Origin of the sequence: Microbacterium sp. IO18 (genome assembly GCF_049099505.1) — a bacterium.
Classification (GTDB): Bacteria; Actinomycetota; Actinomycetes; order Actinomycetales; family Microbacteriaceae; genus Microbacterium; species Microbacterium aurugineum.
Window position 1 is genome coordinate 2,337,833 of the sequence record NZ_JBMJAF010000001.1, and the last position, 17,344, is coordinate 2,355,176.

A 17,344-nucleotide genomic window follows, 5' to 3' on the forward strand; every position below is an offset into this window, starting at 1 on the left:
GCCATTTCGTTACATGCCAGTAACAGAATCGGCCTAGAGGCGAATAGCGCCCGTGGGCATGTCATTGGCCAGCGCGGCGGGTGCCTCGTCGACGATCAGGGACCCGCGCAGCACCGGAGTGATCACCACCAGCGACTCGACGACCTCGAGTCCGTCGTGCCCCGCCACGGCCGGCCCGGTGAGGAACTCGTAGAACGCATCCGCATCCTTGACGAGCACATTGGCGAGCAGCTGCGAGGTCCCCGTGGTGGCGGCGATGAACTTCACCTCCGGCGCGGCGGCGAGAGCCGCTCCCACCTTCTCGAGGCGCGCCATCGGGACGCGGAGCCACACCAGAGCCTCCAAACCGAGGCCGAACAGGCTCGGCACCACCTCGGTGCGGGGATGCATGAGGCCGCGACGGCTCAGGGACTCCATCCGTCTCCGGGTGGTGGTGACGTTCAGTCCCAGTGACCGGGCGAGCTGCGCGACCGGCATCCGACCGTCTTTCAGCAGCAGGCGGATCAGTGCCTCCTCGTCCGCGCTGAGGGAATCGGCGGGGTCGACCTCGGAGCCGGACGACTCGTCGAGCATGCGGGCCTGTTCGTCGGTGAGCACTCCCGCGCGCCAATCGTGCCCCGAGCGGAAGAACTTCAGCACCGTCGTCACGTTGATCGAGTCGATGCCCTCGAGCTCGGGGAAATCGGTGAAGAGCAGCTCGCGGATCGAGGCGTCGTCGTGGGGGAGCAGCATTCCGGCGATGTCGCTGCTGCCTTCGAGCACCGAGACGGAGGAGGCGTCCGACCGTCGTGCCAGCGTGCGTGCCACATGCCAGAGCGCGTGCGGCTCGGTCGTGATGCGGAACAGCACCGCGCGGGCGTGGAGCACTCTGGCGGGGTCGACATAGGTGGAGACCCGCACCAGTCCGCGGTCGAGCAGTCGCTGTCCACGGCGGGCGACGGTGCGTTCCGGCAGATCGACCACGCGGCCGATCTCCCCCCACGACGCACGGCCGTTCACCTGCAGGGCCGCGGCGACGATCCGATCGGTTTCGTCGGCCATCACATCGTTCGTGGGCACGGGCTCTCCTTCACCGGGGACGGACTCGGGTGAAGGTTATCCCAGTGCGCCGAGCCGCCGGGACCAAAACGGAGACCGGACGCGGTCGTTGCGGCGTGTCTCGACCGACCTGCCACCGGAGCGCGAGACGGTCCCGGTTTCGGCATCCGCGGCGATGGCGTCAGATGTCGGAGAAGTCGTTGCCGCCGCTGCTGATGCGCGTCACGACGTCGTCGGTGACCTTCAGGGTGATGTACTCGACACCGACCTCTCCGGGATTCACGAGAGACGAGGTGCCGGGAACCTCTCGCATGCCGATCTTGAGGTAGTCGGAGACGCCGTCGCCGTCTTCATCCCACTCATCCTCTGCGCCGGCGGCGATCGCCTCGGCGCGGGTGGAACCGAGGCCGAGCCCCTCCGGGGTGCGGAAGATCACGCCGGGGGCATCCGCCGACACGACCAGGGTTATGCGGGTCTCGTAGGCCGTCGCCTTCGTCCCCGTCCACTCGAACCCGTCGTACACCGAGTCGTACGGGCCTTCGACCGGTCCCTCCGTCGGCGCGGATCCGAAGGCGTCGGTGAGGGCGGCGACGACGCCATCCGGGTCGTCGTATCCGATCACGGGCCCCTCGTCGATCGAGAGGCCCGCGACGGAGATCTCGACGACACGGTCTGCGGGCGTGGCGGAGGCCGAGCTGCTCGGGGTTGATGACGGTGTCGAGGTCGCGGAGCCGTCCGGCGACTGCCCGGGAGCGCAGGCGGTGAGCGAGAGGCCCAGGAGCGCGGCGGTGACGGAGGCAAGGACGAGGTGACGACGGCTTGGCATGACCCGAGCCTAGGGCGTTCGCATGGACGTTCTTCGGTCAGACCCGTGACCGAACCGAATCGTTATGTGCGGAGGCCTGTACCACGAACGAGGACGCCGTCCAGGCCGAAGCCCGGACGGCGTCCTGTGACGACGATCGCGGATCAGTCCGCTTCGGTCGTCTCCGCCGGGGTGTGCTGCCGACGACGGCGCATTGCGAACAGGCCGACGCCTGCTGCCAGGAGCACCGCGGCTGCGACGATGTACGGCGTGCTGTCGGCACCGGTCGCGGCCAGGTCGTCCGCGGTCGAGCTCCCCGCGCCCGGGGTCACTGCCCCTCCGCCGGAGACCGCAGCGACGGTGAGTGCCGCGGTGACCTCCGTGCCATCGGGCAGGATGACGGCGAGGGTGTGTGCGCCCGCCGGAGTGTTCGCGGGGATCGTGACCGTCCGCTGGAACGAGCCGTTCGCACCGGCGGTCGCGGTGCCCAGCTGCACCGGGTCGGAGCGGAGCTCGAGGCGAAGCTCGGCGCCCTCCGCGAAGCCGCTGCCCGAGACCGTGACGGTGCCACCGGCCTTCACCGCGGCCGCGCCGAGCTCGATCTTGGCCGGAACCTCGGGCTCCGGCGTGACCGGGGGTGTGACGCCCTCCTCGGTGACCCACTTCTCGCCGGCGTCCGACTTCGTCACGGTGAACGTGTCGTAGACGGCGCCGACGGGGAGGTCGGTCGTGGCTCCCGGCTGCTTCTCCGCGAGGTAGGAGCGGTAGACGAGCTGGTTCTTCGAGACGTCGATCACCTGGTACGTCGTCACGTCCTGACCGCGCAGCACCTGCGTGGCGCCGTTGTTGGTCCAGACGTTCTTCTCGGCGGATTCCAGGTCGTAGTGCTTCGCGCCCGAGTTCGACACGACGTAGACGGGGCCCGTGGTGAGGCCGGGGGTCTCGGTCGCGTCCGTGTTCACATAGCCGCGGGCGTAGGTGTGGTCGTGGCCCATGAGTACCAGGTCGATGTCGTTGCGCTGGAAGACCGGCAGCCACTCCGCGCGCAGCACCGGCTCGTCACGGCCTGCCGATGCGGAGAACACCGGCTGGTGGAAGGTGACGACGTTCCACTTCGACGGGCTGTTCTGCAGCAGCAGGTCGAGCCATGCGCCCTGGAAGCGGGTCCAGAGCACGCCGATCTGCGTGGATGGGCACTCCGCGCCGCTGCAGGAGGGGAGTCCGGCCGGCGTGAGGAAAGTGGTGTCGCGTGTCGCGTTCAGCGTGATGAAGCGCACGCCCTGGTAGTCGGTGTAGTACGCGGTCTCGGCAGCGAACGAGCTCCAGTGGTCGAAGAACGCGCGGTACTGCTGCGCGACCTCCGAGTCGCCCTTCGCGAGGTCTGCCAGCTCACCGATCGAGCTGGTCGACGGGTTGTTGTGCGGGTATTCGAAGGCTGCCTTCCAGGCGGTGAGGAGCTTGTCGCCGGAGTACTCGTGGTTGCCGGGGGCTGCCATCACGTTGGTGCGGACCGCCGAGTCCTTCATGCCCTTGAACCAGTTGACCCACTCGTTCTCGTTGCTGGAGGTGTTGATCAGGTCGCCTGCGTGCACCGAGCCGATCGACCGGGGAGCGTTGGCCTCGGCCTGCTTCACGACGCTCGGCCACGTGGTGTCGAGGCCGATCTGCGCGTCGCCGTAGTAGATGAACTGGAAGTCGGTCGCGGAAGGATCCGCGGTGCGGAAGGTGAACCACTCGCTCCAGCTGCCGGGGAGACCGACGCGGTAGCGGTACTCGGTGGCGGCGGTGAGGCCGGTCACGGTCGCCGAGAAGTGCTTGTTCGGGTTGCCGTTCACGACGCCGGCGTCGTACGCGTCGATCGTGCGGGTCTCGCCGCCGGCGGCCGGGGCGATCTCGACCTGTCCGACCGTGTGCGAGGCGTCGCCGGCCAGCCACGAGAAGGCCTGGGAGACCTCGGGCTGCTCGGTCGGTGTCAAGATGACGCGGGTCGGCGGGGCGAGCACGGGCGTGCCGGGGTCGGACGCCTCCACCAGGGTCAACGAAGACATGTCGAAGAAGATGTCCGAGCTGGTCTCGCGATCCTGGAAGAGGGAGACGGCGATGGTGTTGGTGCCGTCGTGGAGCAGGTCGCCTTCGGCGCTGAACGTGCTCGTCAGCGGGTCGCCGTTGCTGTCGCCGGCGTACTCGACGTTGGTCGTGTCGGTGATGCGGCCGTCGACGTAGCGGGCGACCTCCTCGCCGTTGATCCAGACGATGATCGCATCGTCGTAGGTGATCGTGCTCTGCAGGACGGCGACCTTCTCCGCCACACCCGCCTCGAGCTCGAAGGTCGTGCGGAAGAAGTACGTCGGCACGGTCGGAGCCTGGGTGCCGTCGAGGTAGTGGTTCAGGAGTGTTCGGGGCGTCTGCGGGCCGACCGGGGCGAGCTCTCCGCGTTTTGCGCCGAAGGAGCCGGGGGCCGTCTTCCACGCGCTGTCGTCATAGGCGGGCAGCGTCCAGTCGCGGAGCGCCGCGGGAGCGGGCGAGGGATCGGAGCCGTCGTCGAGATAGTGCCAGGCGGTGTCGCCGGTGATCAGCGAGCCGGTCGGAACCTCGGGGTCGGGTGCGGCGAGGGCCGCGGGGGCGACGACGGCGCCGCCGAGCAGGGCGAGGAGCGCGACGGATGTGAGTCCGTGACGTCGCCACCGCACCGCAGGGGTGGGGGAGGTCATGTCAGTCCTTCGTGGAGGGGGGGGTCCGTGCTCAGCCGCACGGGGCTCATCCACTCCACCGAAGACGGATGGCCGGAGCCTGACCCCGCGGGGACCGGGAGGTGAACGATGTGATGCGGGCCACGTCACCGGGGCCATAGCGGAGACCGATCGGTCGCGGGCCCGCGTGTCGAGGGGCGGCGCGCCGTGGGGCGAGCGGATGGTCTGCTTTTCGGCAGATGAGGGGGCGCAGAGCCCAGGCGGAGTCGGCTCACCCCGGTACGCTGGAACCCATGCTCAACATGGCTGACGGCCTCGCTCGTCTCGGTGCGCTCGCCGAGAATCCGGTCGTCGGCACCCTCGCGAGGGCGTTCGAGAGCGCGGGCTACGAATTGGCCGTGGTCGGTGGTCCGGTGCGCGATGCGCTGCTCGGTCGGGAGACGCACGATCTCGACTTCACCACGAACGCGTCGCCCGACGACATCCTGGCGATCGTCACTCCGATCTCGACCGCCCGCTGGGACATCGGCCGCGAGTTCGGCACGATCGGCGCGCGCGTGCAGGGCGAGCAGGTCGAGATCACGACGTATCGCGCCGACAGCTACGACGGCGTGACCCGCAAGCCCACGGTCGAGTTCGGCGACACGATCGACGGCGACCTCGTGCGCCGCGACTTCACGGTCAACTCGATGGCGCTCCAGGTGCCGGCTGTGAAGCTCGTCGACCCGACCGGTGGAGTGGAAGACCTCATCGCCGGTGTTCTGCGCACCCCCGCCGACCCGAAGATCTCGTTCGGCGACGACCCGTTGCGGATGCTGCGGGCGGCTCGTTTCAGCGCCCAGCTCGGCTTCCGCGTCGACGAGGCCACCACCGAGGCGATCGCCGCGCTGCGCGAGACCCTGACGATCGTGAGCCCCGAGCGCATCCAGTCCGAGCTTGTACGCCTCATGCAGACGGACGATCCGGTGCGCGGCATCCGCGTGCTGGTCGACACCGGCCTGATCGACGAGTTCCTCCCCGAGGTCACCGCGCTGCGCCTCGAGGTCGATGAGCACCATCATCACAAGGACGTCTACGAGCACTCGCTCACCGTGCTCCGTCAGGCGATCGAGCTCGAGCACTCCCGGCACCCCGGTGCCGCCCCCGATGTGCCCCTGCGCATCGCCGCCCTGCTGCACGACATCGGCAAGCCTCGCACCCGCAAGCTCGAGGCCGGGGGAGTGGTGACCTTCCACCACCACGACGTGGTCGGGGCGCGCATGGCTCGCAAGCGGCTACAGGCTCTGCGCTTCGACACCGCCACGACCGACGCCGTCGCCACCCTCATCGAGCTGCACCTGCGCTTCTTCGGCTATGCCGAGGGGACCTGGACGGATGCCGCGGTGCGACGCTACGTGCGCGACGCGGGCGACCTGCTCGAGCGGTTGCACATCCTGACCCGAGCCGATGTGACCACGCGCAACAAACGCAAGGCCGGTCGCCTGGCGGCTGCGTACGACGACATCGAATCGCGCATCGTCGCCCTCCGTGAGCAGGAGGAGCTCGACTCGATCCGTCCGGAACTCGACGGAAACCGCATCCAGGAGGTGCTCGGCATCTCACCGGGGCGTGAGGTGGGCGAGGCGTACCGGTTCCTGCTCGACCTGCGCTTGGACGAGGGTGTGCTCGGTCCCGACGTCGCGGAGCAGCGCCTCCGCGAGTGGTGGGCCTCGCGCGGCTGACTCCGGCCCGCCTATTCCGCACGTGGCCCCGCGCTCGTACACTGAATCCACGAAGCCTCTTCGATGATCGGAGATCGCTGTGTCTGCGCCGTGGCAGGTATCCCGCGAGTCCCTTCCGGCGACATCGCGCCTTCTCGTCGAGCGCGCGCACGAGGAACTGCTCGCCGGCAATCTCGACGACCGACGGCTGCAGGGGGTGCGTCCGCTCGTCCGCGAGTCATGGGAACGCTCGTGGCGCCGCCGTGTCGCCCCCGAAGACACACCGCCGCTGGACTTGATCAGCGACGAACTGGAGGAGTATCGGCTCGCCCACCCGCTCGCCTCCGCGATGGACATGATCCGCGCCCTGCTGTTGCCGGGCTCGAACGAGGACACCGGGGTGATCATCGCCGTCGGTGACCAGGCGGGTCGGTTGCTGTGGATCGAAGGCGACGAACAGCTGCGCTCGCTCACGGACGACATGGGCTTCGTCGCCGGTGCGAACTGGTCGGAGGATGCGGTCGGGACGAGTGCGCCCGGCACGGCCCTCGCCTTGGAGCAGTCGGTGCAGATCCGCGGTGCCGAGCACTACAACAGGCTCGTGCATCCGTGGTCGTGCACGGCCGCACCTGTGCGCGACCCGGAGACGAAGCGTGTGCTCGGAGTGATCGACATCACCGGCGGACCCGAGGTCGTGTCCCCGCAGGCACGGTTGCTGGTCGATGCGACGGCTCGGGCCGTGGAGTCCGAGCTGATGGTCGCGCGCCTCCGGGCGAGGAGCGAGACGCCGCGTTCGCGGTCGACCCCCTCGAAGGCGCGTATCCCGGCGACCGCCCGGGCGACGCTGCACGTTCTCGGTCGCGACCGTGCGCGCTTGGAGACCGAGTCGGCGCACGGCGAGGCCATGATCGACCTGAGCGCGCGACATGCCGCCATCCTCCTGATGCTCGCGGTCCACCGTCAGGGACTCTCGGCAGAGCGCCTGTGCGAGCTGGTCTACGGCGAAGGGGTCTCGCCCGACACGCTGCGCCCGGAGATGGTGCGTCTGCGCAAGGTGCTCGAGCGCACGGCCCCCGACCTCGTGCCGGAGTCCCGTCCCTATCGGCTGCCCGTCGCCCTCGACACCGACGCGCATGACGTGCTCTCGCTGCTCGACCGCGGTGCTCACCGTGTCGCACTGACGGCGTACCGCGGGCCCGTGCTGCCCGAGTCGACCTCGCCCGGGGTGGAGGAGTTCCGCGAGACGGTGCGCGGGGCGTTGCGTGAGGTGATGCTCTCGGAGGCCAGCCTCGACGTTCTGCTCTCCTACGCCGAGATCCCCGAGGGGCAGGGCGACGCCGAGGTGCTGCGCCTGGCCCTGGAGATGCTCCCCGCGCGGTCGCCGAAGCGCGCGGCACTGGTCACCCGGATCGAGCGCCTCGGCAGCTGATCCCCCCGTTTGCGGGATCGAAAACGCCCCTCCCAGGCACCTCTCCGGTGCGTTTCTGATCCCGCACGGGGTCGATCCCGCGACTGCAACCCGCTGCAACGTTGCGCATCGGGGTGCAACCTCCCGCGACCTACCTTCGGAACACAGCCGCGCACGAAGCGCGGCCCGTCGAAGGAGACTCCATGAGCATCGTCGAAGAAGACGTGTCCCTCGCCTACGCGGCCCCGGGTCGGCCGGGCGCCCTCGCGAACTATCGTCCCCGATACGGCCACTACATCGGGGGAGAGTTCGTCGAACCCGTGAAGGGTCAGTACTTCGAGAACATCAGCCCCGTCAACGGCAAGCCTTTCACCGAGGTCGGCCGCGGCACGAGCGAAGACATCGACCGCGCCGTGGACGTGGCCTGGAAGGCGTTCACCGGATGGGGGAAGACGAGTCCGGCCGAGCGCTCGGTCATCCTGAATCGCATCGCGGATCGCATCGAGCAGCACCTCGAGGAGATCGCTGTCGCGGAGACGTGGGAGAACGGCAAGCCCGTGCGTGAGACCCTCGCCGCCGACATCCCTCTCGCCGTCGACCACTTCCGCTACTTCGCCGGTGTGCTGCGGGCACAGGAGGGCGGGATCAGTCAACTCGACGAGAACACCGTCGCGTACCACTTCCATGAGCCGCTCGGCGTGGTCGGGCAGATCATCCCCTGGAACTTCCCGATCCTGATGGCCGTGTGGAAGCTCGCGCCCGCGCTCGCCGCAGGCAACTGCGTCGTGATCAAGCCGGCCGAGCAGACGCCGGCATCCCTGCTGTTCCTGTTCGACATCATCGGTGACCTGCTCCCGGCGGGTGTCGTGAACATCGTCAACGGGTTCGGCATCGAGGCGGGCGCTCCGCTCGCGCAGCACAAGCGCATCCGCAAGGTCGCCTTCACGGGAGAGACCACGACCGGTCGTCTGATCATGCAGTACGCCTCGCAGAACCTGATCCCGGTCACGCTGGAGCTGGGAGGCAAGAGCCCGAACGTGTTCTTCGACGACGTCGCGCGCTCGACCAGTGACCCGTTCTACGACAAGGCACTCGAGGGCTTCACGATGTTCGCGCTGAACCAGGGCGAGGTCTGCACCTGTCCCTCGCGTGCACTCATCCAGCGGTCGATCTACGACGGATTCCTCGCCGACGGACTCCAGCGCGTCGGCAAGGTCGTGCAGGGCAACCCGCTCGACCCCGCCACGATGATCGGTGCGCAGGCGTCGAACGACCAGCTGGAGAAGATCCTCAGCTACATCGACATCGGCACGCAGGGCGGTGCGCGACTGCTGGCCGGAGGGGAGCGGGTCGACCTCGGCGGTGATCTCAGCGAGGGGTTCTACGTCGCCCCGACCGTGTTCGAGGGCACGAACGACATGCGCATCTTCCAGGAGGAGATCTTCGGTCCGGTGCTCTCGGTCACGTCGTTCGATGACTTCGACGACGCGATCTCCATCGCGAACGACACGCTCTACGGACTGGGTGCGGGTGTGTGGAGCCGCAGTGGCGACACGGCCTATCGCGCGGGCCGGGCGATCGAGGCCGGACGCGTATGGACGAACACCTACCACCAGTACCCGGCCCACGCCGCGTTCGGCGGGTACAAGCAATCGGGTGTGGGGCGCGAGAACCACAAGATGATGCTCGACCACTACCAGCAGACGAAGAACCTCCTCGTCTCGTACGCGGAAGGGCCCATGGGCTTCTTCTGAGCTCGACCCCGGGCGGGCGCTGCTCCCTCAGCGCCCGCCCGGACCATCTCTGGAAGGGGGAACCGTGGCCATCAGCGGCACACAGCAGCGGGTCGATGTGACGGAGGCTGCGGCCTCTCTCGTGCGCGAGCTCACCGTGCAGCACGGTCCGCTCATGTTCCATCAGTCGGGCGGATGCTGCGACGGCTCCGCGCCCATGTGCTTCCCGGTCGGCATGTTCCTCATCGGCGAGGGCGACGTGCTGCTCGGCAATCTCGATGTCGGACTCGCAGACCCCGTCGAGGTCTACATGTCGCAGTCGCAGTTCGAGTACTGGAAGTACACCCACCTGACCATCGACGTCGTCCCCGGTCGCGGCGCCGGGTTCAGCGTCGAGGGGCCGACGGGTATGCGATTCCTCATCCGCTCCCGGATGCTGGACGACGCGGAGCTCGCGTACTTCGGATTGGCGACGCCGGCAGGCTGAGTCGCCCCGCCTCAGCGCGGCAGCCGCGGAACCGCGTCGACGAGCGCTCGCGTGTACGGGTCCTGCGGGTCGTGCAGCACGGCCGAAGTGGCACCCTGCTCGACGACGCGACCGTTCTGCAGCACGAGCGTGCGGTCACAGGCCGAGGCGATCGCGGTGAGGTCGTGCGACACCATCACGAGCGACAGGCCGTTCTCGCGGCGCAAGCGATCGAGCAGCTCGAGCACCTGCACGCGCGTCGTCACGTCGAGCGCGCTGACCGGCTCATCGGCGAGAAGCACGCGCGGGCGGGAGACCACGGCGCGGGCGATTGCGATGCGCTGACGCTGACCGCCGGAGAACTCGTGCGGATAGCGGCGGGCGGTGTCAGCGGGAAGCCCGACGGAGTCCAGGGCCTCGGCGATGCGGCGTTGCGCGTCGGCGCCGGATGCCAGGCCGAGCGAGCGGAGTGGTTCGCCGACGATCCGGTCGATGCGCTGACGAGGGTCGAGCGACGAGTACGGGTCTTGGAACACCGGCTGCACGCTCGCGCGGAACCGTCGCATCTGTGCGCGGTCGCGCAGGGCGAGCGGGGCGCCCTCGAACAGCACCCGTCCGTCGCGCGGAGCATCAAGCCCGAGCATCAGCCGCAGGATCGTGGACTTGCCCGCCCCCGACTCGCCGACGAGGCCCAACGAGTCGCCCTCGTCGATGCGCAGCGACACGTCGTGGAGAACGCGGCGCGATCCATAGGCGAAGCCGGCTCCGCGCACTTCGAGCAGCGTCATCGTCCGACCTCCCCGGCATCGAGGAAGGCATCGAGCGCGCGGGCGCTGTCCACCAGCATCCGCGTGTACGGCTCGGCCGGCTCCTGCAGCACCTGCGCCACCGCGCCCGCTTCCACGACGAGTCCGTCGCGCAGCACGACGATGCGATCCACCATGCGCGAGACCACGGCCAGGTCATGGCTGATGAACAGCAGCGCCATGCCCCGCTCGTCGACCAGGCGTTCGAGCAACGTGAGCACGCCGTCCTGCACGGTCACGTCGAGTGCGGTGGTCGGCTCGTCGGCGATGAGCAGTTGCGGGCGGGCCGCGAGGGCGATGGCGATGGCGACACGCTGACGCTGACCACCCGAGAGCTCATGCGGGTAGGCGCGCGCGATGCGGGCGTCGGAGAGGGAGACCTCGTCGAGGGCCGTGGCGACGGCGCTCTTCAGCTCCGCCCCGCGCAGACCGAGGTGGCGCCGCAGCGGTTCGGCGATCTGTCGTCCCACCCGCATCAGGGGGTCGAGCGCGGTGAGCGGTTCCTGGAACACGATCTGCGCGACGGGTCCGCGCAGCGGGCGGAGGTCGGCGTCGCGAGCGTCGATCACCTGGTGCCCGTCGAGCAGCACCGAGCCCGACGCGCGGAGGGCATCCGGCAGCAGGCCGGTCACGGCCATCGAGGTCAGCGACTTGCCCGAGCCGGACTCGCCGATCAGCCCCAGGCGCTCCCCCGCCCCGAGGGAGAACGAGACATCGCGCACGAGCGCGCCGGCGCCGGAGCGGACCGTGAGTCCGGAGACGTCGAGGAGGCTCATCGGCTCCTCCTTCGGGTCGGGTCGGCGAGGTCGCGCAGACCATCGGCGAGGAAGTTCACACCGAGCACGAGCGCGATGATCGCGATTCCGGGAGCGATGGCACCGACGGGTGCGGTGAGCACGGTGCCCTGCGCCTCCTGCAGCATCCGTCCCCACGAAGCGTTGGGCGGCGGTGCCCCGAGCCCGAGGTACGACAGGCTCGCCTCGGCCAGCACGGCGGCACCGAACTGCAGCGCCAGGCTCACGGCGAGGGTGGGTGCGATGTTCGGCAGCACGTGTTGGAACACGATCCCGAGCACGCCGGTGCCGCTCGTGCGCGCGGCGGTGATGTACTGCTCCTGCAGCACGCGGCGCGCGAGGATACGCGTGAGTCGCGCCACGACCGCCGACATCGCCAGGCCGATCGCGAGCACCGCAGACCACAGCGACGCTCCCTGCACCGCGACGACCAGCATCGCCAGCAGCAGCACGGGGAACGCGATCACCACGTCGAGACCAGCCGAGAGGGTGTCGTCGACCCAGGGGCGGGCGAACGCGGCGAGAAGCCCGATGATCGTCCCGAGGACCGCGGCGATCGCGACCGCGCCCGTGCCGACGATGAGCGCGATCCGTGCGCCCCACATCAGCTGCGAGAACAGGTCGCGGCCGAGTCGATCGGTGCCGAGGAGGTGCTGTGCGCTCGGGCCTTCGAGCCGGCCTCCACTGGTGTCGGCGAGCGGATAGGGCAGCCAGAACAGGGAGACCAGCGCGATCAGCACGATGACGCCGGTGAGGACGATCCCGATCACCAGGGTCGCCTTCGGCCGTCGGCGCACGGGTACGGAGGCGGTGATCAGCTGTTCGGCGACGCGGCTCATCGGTTCCCCGAGACGCTCGTGCGCAGGCGCGGATCGATCAGACGCTGCACGATGTCGGCGGCGAACCCGACCAGCAGCACGAAGAGCGTGCTGACGACGAGGACGCCCTGGATCACCTGGAAGTCGTGCTGCTCGATGGCCGAGAGCAGCAGGCTGCCGAGCCCGGGAAGTGTAAAGACGCTCTCGACGACCACCGCGCCGAGGAGCGTGGTCGACAGTTCGATGCCGAGCACCGCGACCACGGGCACCGCCCCGTTGCGCACCCCGTGCCGCAGCAGCGCTTCTCCCATGCCGGAACCGCCGGCGCGCGCGGTGCGCAGGTAGTCGCTTCCGAGCACGTCGAGTGTCGCCGAGCGGACGTAGCGGCTGAGAGAGGCGCTCATGACGATCACGATGGTGAGAATGGGCAGCGCGAGCGAACGGAGCGCATCCGCCGGATCCTCCCACTCCTTCCGGGGAACCCGCCGGAGGGCAGCACGCCGAGACCGAGCGCGAAGACCCAGACGAGCACGACGCCGACCCAGAACACGGGGACGGCGACGCCGAGCTGCGCGAACCCCGACAGCGCGATCCCGTACCAGCGGTCGGACTTGACGGCCGCGGTGATGCCGATCACGAGCGAGACGAGGAGCGCGAGGGTGAAGGCGATGAGCGTGAGCGGGAGCGTCACGGCGAGGCGATCGGCGATGTCGGGTCCGACCGGACGGGAGCTCAGGAACGATTCACCGAGATCGAAGCGGAGCAGCTGACCCGCCCAGGTGGTGAACTGCTGCAGCAGGGGCTGGTCCGAGCCGACCTGGGCGCGCGCGGCGGCGATCTGCTCGGGGGTGGCGTTCACCGAGAGCAGCGCGTTGGCCGGGTCGCCCGGGAGAAGGCGCAGCAGCACGAAGATCGCGACCATCGCGACGACGAGCGACACCGCGAGGAACGCGAGGCGGCGCAGGAGGTAGGCGAGCATGGCTTCTCAGGATGACGTGGGGGATGCCGACGCGCGGCATCCCCCACGCACGTCAGGACTTGACGATGTCGTAGGCGAAGAACTGCGAGTTCAGGCCGTTGACCGGGTACCCGCTGAGGTCGCTCGAGGCGACCACGATCTGCGGGTACAGGTACAACCATACGCTCGCGGCATCGGCGGCGATCTTCTCGTTGACCTTCTTGAGAAGAGCGGTCTGCTCGTCGGTCGTCGCGGCCTGCTCGGCGTCGGCGACCCACTGCTGCACGTCGGCGTCGTCGTAGCCCCAGTAGAAGTCGGGGTTGCCGTACCAGACCACGTCGCGGTCGTTCACGTGCTCCTGCAGCGTGGCCTCGAAGTCCTGCTCCTTGAAGACCTTCGTGTACCACTCGTCGGCGCTGATCGTGTTGATCTCGACCGTGATGCCGACCTCGGCGAGCTGCGACTGCAGGAACTCCGCCACCGCGGGGTGAGGGTCGTAGCTCGGGGTGTCGAGCGTGAACGTGAAGCCGTCGGCGTAGCCGGCCTCCGCGAGCAGCTTCTTCGAGAGGTCGACGTCATAGGGGTTGACCTGCGTGAGGTCCTCGTACCAGGGATCGGTGGGCGGCACCATCGAGCCGATCAGCGTGCCGTAGTCACCCCAGATCGATTCGAGCAGCTTCTTCGTGTCGATCGCGGAGTAGACCGCCTTGCGCACGCGCGTGTCGTCGAAGGGCGCGACGCGGTCGTTGAAGGCGAGCAGCTCCTTCGTGGTGGAGGTGCCCTCGCTCACGACATAGTCGTCGGAGTCGAACTGCGTCAGCGAGTCCGGGTTCTGCACGCTGGTGATGACGTCGATCTCACCCGTGAGGAGCGCGTTGTTCTCGGCCGTCGCGTCGGTGAAGTACGTGTAGACGACCTCGCCGTTCTTGGCGGGCTCGCCCCAGTAGTCGTCCCAGCGCTGGAGGGTGAGGGTCGAACCCTTCTTCCACTCGTCGAGCGTGTAGGGGCCGGTGCCGTCCTCCGTGCTCGTGATGTCGCCGGCCTCGTCGTTCACGATCCAGACATAGCTGAGGTTGTACAGGAACGAGATCGACCGCTGCGACAGCGTGAACACGACGGTGCTGTCGTCGGGGGTGGCGACGTCGGCGATCGTCGTGAAGCTCGACTTGCGGGCCGACACGGAATCTTCGGCGGTGACGGCCTCGATGCTCGACTTCACGTCGGCGGAGGTGAGCGGGTCGCCCGAGTGGAAGGTCACGTCGTCGCGGAGCGTGATCGTGTAGGTCAGGCCGTCGTCGGACACCTGGGCGTCTTCGGCGAGAAGAGGTTCGACCTCACCGTCATCCGTCAGCCGGTACAGCCCCTCGTAGACGTTGCCGGTCAGCGCCTCGGTCACGCCCTGCCCGCCGCCCTGCGTGTTGCTCAGGTTGGTCGGCTCGTACAGCGACCCGATGAAGATCGTGGCGTCTTCGCTCGCGGTGGCGTCGTCGCTCGTGCCCGACGCGCAGCCGGCCACGAGCGCGAGCGTGGCGACGGCGCCGAGCGCGCCGAGGATGCGGGTTCTTCTCATGAGTGCTCCAGGGTGAGAGTGTGCGGCGTCACGCCGCGTAGATGTCGAAGCCGTCGCGGAACACGACGTTCTTCTCGCCTGCTCGGATGGGCAGGGGGAAGCGGTTGGATGCCGGCGGCAGCGGGCAGTTGTACTGGGCGCTGAAACCGCACGGCGGCACGAACGCGCGGTTGAAGTCGAGGACCACCGAGCCCTCGTCATCCCGCAGCTGCACGAACAGGAACCGTCCGGATCCGTAGGTCTCCGCGCCGTTCGTCTCGTCGCCGAAGACGAGCAGCAGCGTGCCGCCGTCGTCGAACGCGGCCAGGGTGTACTCCTGGCCCGCGAGCTCGAGGCGGATGTCGCCCGGCACGACCAGGTCGCGGGTGCCACCGTTGTCGCGGATGTGTTCGAACGACACGCGGCGGTCGCCGGAGACCGGGGTGAAGTGCCCTTCGAGCACCCAGGCCGGGTCGTACTCGTAGGTGTCGATGCGTTCGAAGGCGCGGATGGCGGGGGCATCGGCGTCCCAGACGCGCAGCCCATGCTCGGCCTCACCGGTCTCGATGTTCGTGCGCTCGATCGGTGTCACCGTGACCGTGTCGGCCGCGGCGCGCTGTTCGGCCTCGAGGTCGGGGCGCTCGCCGGTCCAACGGGTCTCGATCAGGGCGAGGTTGCCGGTCGCCGAGGTGACGGCGGCGCGGCGCTCGGCCTGCCAGTGGGTGTGTTCTTCGCGTTCAGGCATCACTTTCAATTCTCTTGCATGGAGAAGGCGGCGGGGTCGGCCTCGTCACCCGGGGTAACGCTGGGGGACGCACTCTCCATTCCGAGGACCCCTGTACGGGTATCTGCCGTACACTCTCCTCATGAGTACTTCCACCACGCCGCTGAAGAGCGCCCGCCTGGAATTCCGAGTCACGGCCGACCAGAAGGAGACGATCGAAGAGGCAGCCGCTATCGAGGGCCGCACCGTGACGGACTTCTCGGCATCGGTGCTGGTGGAGCGGGCGCAGGAGGTCATCGAACGCGAACGTCGATTGCGCGTCGATGCTGTCCGGTTCGATGCCTTCATCGAGGTCATGGAACGCCCGCCTCGCACCGTCGAGGGTCTGCGAGAGCTGCTGAGACGGGAATCCGTCTTCGTTGACTGAGTTCCGCACACCCCGGCCTCTCGCGGCCGGCGACAAGCTGTCCGATTTCCGCTGTGGGGAGGAGAGTCTCGACAGCTGGTTGCGAGGACGGGCCCGCTCGAACGAGAAGAGCGGTGCTTCCCGCACGATGGTCTCGGTGACGCGGGAGGGGAGGGTCGCGGGGTACTACTGCCTCTCGTCGAGTGCGCTGGACCGTGGCGACGGACCTCCGCCCCTCGCGGTCGGAATGCCCGTCTCCGTTCCCATCGTGCTGCTCGGGCGTCTCGCCGTCGACCGCGAGTACGCAGGACGCGGCCTCGGCGTCTCCCTCCTGCAGCACGCGACCATGCGTGCGCTCGAAGCCGCAGACGCCATCGGAGTGCGTGCCATCCTGGTGCACGCGATCAACGATGAGGTCGTGCCGTTCTACGAGCGCTTCGGTTTCGAACGGTTCCCCGGAGCGCAGCGCTCGCTGTTCCTCCTCGCCCAGGATGCCAGGGCGACGCTGTCGGCGTGACCGACCTCAGCCGCTCACGCCGTCGAGCATCGCCTTCGACGCGCGCGTCTGGGCGCGCAGCGCTGCGGCGAGGGCGGAGACGGCGGGCAGACGCAACGACTCCGGACGGGCGACCAGGTAGTACGGAAGCTTCTCGGCGAAGACCGTGGGCAGCAGTCGCACGAGGTCGGCATGGCGGTCGGCCGCGAAACAGGGGAGGAGCCCGACGCCGGCACCTGCGCGCGTCGCCTCCACGTGCACGAAGACATTGGTCGAGGTGAGGCCGTCCTGCATGCGGGGGACGAGTCGACGGGGCAGATCGAGGGCATCGACCTGCAGCATCGAGTCGACGAAGTAGACCAGGTGGTGCTGCTCCAAATCGGCGGCGGTGCTCGGTGTTCCGGCCCGAGCGAGGTAGTCGCGGGATGCGTACATGCCCAGCGTGTACGTGCCGAGCTTCACCGCGTGTGCGCGACGCGTCTGCGGAGCTCCCACCACCACTTCGAGATCGAGTCCGGCGCGATGCTCGGCAGCGCGCCGGGTCGCCGCGACGATCTCGACCGTGAGCCGCGGATGCGCGATGCGGAGGGCGGCGACCGCGGGAGCCGCGATGTAGGCGCTGAAGCCATCGGTGGCCGACATGCGGACGACTCCCGAGACCGGATCGGGGGTCTCGGCGCCGCTGTCGAGCTGAGACAGCGCGGCTTCGATACGGCCTCCCGTCTCCGCGGCGGATCGGCCGAGGTCGGTCAGCTCCCATCCCGTCGCGGACTGCGCGACCACGCGACCGCCGAGCACGTCCTCGAGGGCCGCGATGCGCCGGGCGACCGTCGTGTGGTCGAGGCCCAGATGCGTGGCGGCACTAATGTAGCGCCCGGTGCGCGCGACTGCGAGGAGGACGAGCAGATCATCGGCACGGGGGCGCTTGGCGGCATCCATTCTGCAATTATGCA

17 protein-coding genes are annotated in these 17,344 nt (G+C 68.8%); 6 read left to right on the forward strand and 11 right to left on the reverse strand.

The features are described from left to right. Window positions 1-33: 33 nt before the first annotated feature. The 3 genes from ACLF6J_RS11140 to ACLF6J_RS11150 all read right to left on the reverse strand — a co-directional run bounded on the left by ACLF6J_RS11140 (window position 34) and on the right by ACLF6J_RS11150 (window position 4,554). Window positions 34-1,059 carry an Lrp/AsnC family transcriptional regulator gene (locus ACLF6J_RS11140; protein WP_047521408.1) on the reverse strand — a complete coding sequence of 342 codons (1,026 nt, stop codon included), beginning with the start codon at window positions 1,057-1,059 and terminating at the stop codon, window positions 34-36. A 160-nt stretch (window positions 1,060-1,219) separates the two neighbouring features. Beyond that, window positions 1,220-1,864, reverse strand: a complete 645-nt coding sequence (locus ACLF6J_RS11145; protein ID WP_134352569.1) for a hypothetical protein — start codon at window positions 1,862-1,864, stop codon at window positions 1,220-1,222. A 143-nt stretch (window positions 1,865-2,007) separates the two neighbouring features. Then, window positions 2,008-4,554, reverse strand: a complete 2,547-nt coding sequence (locus tag ACLF6J_RS11150; protein WP_134352568.1) for a purple acid phosphatase family protein — start codon at window positions 4,552-4,554, stop codon at window positions 2,008-2,010. 272 nt (window positions 4,555-4,826) lie between these two features. Here ACLF6J_RS11150 and ACLF6J_RS11155 point away from each other — a divergent pair, with 272 nt between their 5' ends. The 4 genes from ACLF6J_RS11155 to ACLF6J_RS11170 all read left to right on the forward strand — a co-directional run bounded on the left by ACLF6J_RS11155 (window position 4,827) and on the right by ACLF6J_RS11170 (window position 9,861). Further along, a complete protein-coding gene (locus tag ACLF6J_RS11155; protein ID WP_047521414.1) occupies window positions 4,827-6,254 on the forward strand; it encodes a CCA tRNA nucleotidyltransferase in 1,428 nt (475 codons plus the stop codon). A gap of 79 nt (window positions 6,255-6,333) precedes the next feature. Further along, window positions 6,334-7,662 (forward strand): GAF domain-containing protein, encoded by a 1,329-nt coding sequence (locus tag ACLF6J_RS11160; RefSeq protein WP_134352567.1) that lies wholly within the window; start codon window positions 6,334-6,336, stop codon window positions 7,660-7,662. A gap of 182 nt (window positions 7,663-7,844) precedes the next feature. Beyond that, the gene (exaC, locus tag ACLF6J_RS11165; protein ID WP_131491681.1) at window positions 7,845-9,395 is read left to right on the forward strand and encodes an acetaldehyde dehydrogenase ExaC; all 1,551 of its coding nucleotides are present in this window, start codon (window positions 7,845-7,847) and stop codon (window positions 9,393-9,395) included. A 64-nt stretch (window positions 9,396-9,459) separates the two neighbouring features. Further along, window positions 9,460-9,861, forward strand: coding sequence for a DUF779 domain-containing protein (locus ACLF6J_RS11170; RefSeq protein WP_208526493.1), 402 nt, complete (start codon window positions 9,460-9,462; stop codon window positions 9,859-9,861). Between the two features lie 11 nt (window positions 9,862-9,872). Here ACLF6J_RS11170 and ACLF6J_RS11175 read toward each other — a convergent pair whose 3' ends face one another. The 7 genes from ACLF6J_RS11175 to ACLF6J_RS11205 are packed head-to-tail and all read right to left on the reverse strand — an operon-like array spanning window position 9,873 to window position 15,510. Next, on the reverse strand, window positions 9,873-10,628 hold the full coding sequence (locus tag ACLF6J_RS11175; protein WP_047521428.1) for an ABC transporter ATP-binding protein: 756 nt from the start codon (window positions 10,626-10,628) through the stop codon (window positions 9,873-9,875). Beyond that, window positions 10,625-11,422, reverse strand: coding sequence for an ABC transporter ATP-binding protein (locus tag ACLF6J_RS11180; protein WP_134352566.1), 798 nt, complete (start codon window positions 11,420-11,422; stop codon window positions 10,625-10,627). The genes ACLF6J_RS11175 and ACLF6J_RS11180 overlap by 4 nt, the downstream gene beginning before the upstream one ends. Next, entirely contained in the window at window positions 11,419-12,279 is an 861-nt protein-coding gene (locus ACLF6J_RS11185; protein WP_134352565.1) for an ABC transporter permease, read from the reverse strand. The genes ACLF6J_RS11180 and ACLF6J_RS11185 overlap by 4 nt, the downstream gene beginning before the upstream one ends. Continuing rightward, entirely contained in the window at window positions 12,276-12,662 is a 387-nt protein-coding gene (locus ACLF6J_RS11190; RefSeq protein WP_421076880.1) for an ABC transporter permease subunit, read from the reverse strand. Before ACLF6J_RS11190 ends, ACLF6J_RS11185 begins: the two co-directional genes overlap by 4 nt. A gap of 5 nt (window positions 12,663-12,667) precedes the next feature. Continuing rightward, window positions 12,668-13,237: an ABC transporter permease gene (locus ACLF6J_RS11195; RefSeq protein WP_421076881.1), complete on the reverse strand. Its 570-nt coding sequence runs from the start codon at window positions 13,235-13,237 to the stop codon at window positions 12,668-12,670. A gap of 52 nt (window positions 13,238-13,289) precedes the next feature. After that, complete coding sequence (locus ACLF6J_RS11200; RefSeq protein ID WP_134352563.1) at window positions 13,290-14,786, reverse strand: ABC transporter substrate-binding protein; 1,497 nt, start codon at window positions 14,784-14,786, stop codon at window positions 13,290-13,292. Window positions 14,787-14,814: 28 nt separating this feature from the next. Then, window positions 14,815-15,510 carry a DUF1684 domain-containing protein gene (locus ACLF6J_RS11205; protein WP_134352562.1) on the reverse strand — a complete coding sequence of 232 codons (696 nt, stop codon included), beginning with the start codon at window positions 15,508-15,510 and terminating at the stop codon, window positions 14,815-14,817. A gap of 121 nt (window positions 15,511-15,631) precedes the next feature. Between ACLF6J_RS11205 and ACLF6J_RS11210 the strand changes: the two genes are divergently transcribed. Continuing rightward, window positions 15,632-15,916 carry a DUF1778 domain-containing protein gene (locus ACLF6J_RS11210; RefSeq protein WP_047521454.1) on the forward strand — a complete coding sequence of 95 codons (285 nt, stop codon included), beginning with the start codon at window positions 15,632-15,634 and terminating at the stop codon, window positions 15,914-15,916. Continuing rightward, a complete protein-coding gene (locus ACLF6J_RS11215) occupies window positions 15,909-16,412 on the forward strand; it encodes a GNAT family N-acetyltransferase (protein ID WP_131491688.1) in 504 nt (167 codons plus the stop codon). The genes ACLF6J_RS11210 and ACLF6J_RS11215 overlap by 8 nt, the downstream gene beginning before the upstream one ends. A gap of 6 nt (window positions 16,413-16,418) precedes the next feature. Here the strand turns inward: ACLF6J_RS11215 and ACLF6J_RS11220 are convergent, their stop codons facing one another. After that, on the reverse strand, window positions 16,419-17,330 hold the full coding sequence (locus ACLF6J_RS11220; RefSeq protein WP_134352561.1) for a LysR family transcriptional regulator: 912 nt from the start codon (window positions 17,328-17,330) through the stop codon (window positions 16,419-16,421). Window positions 17,331-17,344: the final 14 nt, after the last annotated feature.

Bases quoted from the DNA above. Each gene is read 5' to 3' on its own strand.
- ACLF6J_RS11190 (WP_421076880.1), bottom strand. From the start codon at position 12,662: ATGAGCGCCTCTCTCAGCCGCTACGTCCGCTCGGCGACACTCGACGTG.
- ACLF6J_RS11195 (WP_421076881.1), bottom strand. From the start codon at position 13,237: ATGCTCGCCTACCTCCTGCGCCGCCTCGCGTTCCTCGCGGTGTCGCTC.
- ACLF6J_RS11210 (WP_047521454.1), top strand. From the start codon at position 15,632: ATGAGTACTTCCACCACGCCGCTGAAGAGCGCCCGCCTGGAATTCCGA.
- ACLF6J_RS11200 (WP_134352563.1), bottom strand. From the start codon at position 14,786: ATGAGAAGAACCCGCATCCTCGGCGCGCTCGGCGCCGTCGCCACGCTC.
- ACLF6J_RS11205 (WP_134352562.1), bottom strand. From the start codon at position 15,510: ATGCCTGAACGCGAAGAACACACCCACTGGCAGGCCGAGCGCCGCGCC.
- ACLF6J_RS11175 (WP_047521428.1), bottom strand. From the start codon at position 10,628: ATGACGCTGCTCGAAGTGCGCGGAGCCGGCTTCGCCTATGGATCGCGC.
- ACLF6J_RS11150 (WP_134352568.1), bottom strand. From the start codon at position 4,554: ATGACCTCCCCCACCCCTGCGGTGCGGTGGCGACGTCACGGACTCACA.
- ACLF6J_RS11220 (WP_134352561.1), bottom strand. From the start codon at position 17,330: ATGGATGCCGCCAAGCGCCCCCGTGCCGATGATCTGCTCGTCCTCCTC.
- ACLF6J_RS11155 (WP_047521414.1), top strand. From the start codon at position 4,827: ATGCTCAACATGGCTGACGGCCTCGCTCGTCTCGGTGCGCTCGCCGAG.
- ACLF6J_RS11185 (WP_134352565.1), bottom strand. From the start codon at position 12,279: ATGAGCCGCGTCGCCGAACAGCTGATCACCGCCTCCGTACCCGTGCGC.
- ACLF6J_RS11145 (WP_134352569.1), bottom strand. From the start codon at position 1,864: ATGCCAAGCCGTCGTCACCTCGTCCTTGCCTCCGTCACCGCCGCGCTC.
- exaC (WP_131491681.1), top strand. From the start codon at position 7,845: ATGAGCATCGTCGAAGAAGACGTGTCCCTCGCCTACGCGGCCCCGGGT.
- ACLF6J_RS11180 (WP_134352566.1), bottom strand. From the start codon at position 11,422: ATGAGCCTCCTCGACGTCTCCGGACTCACGGTCCGCTCCGGCGCCGGC.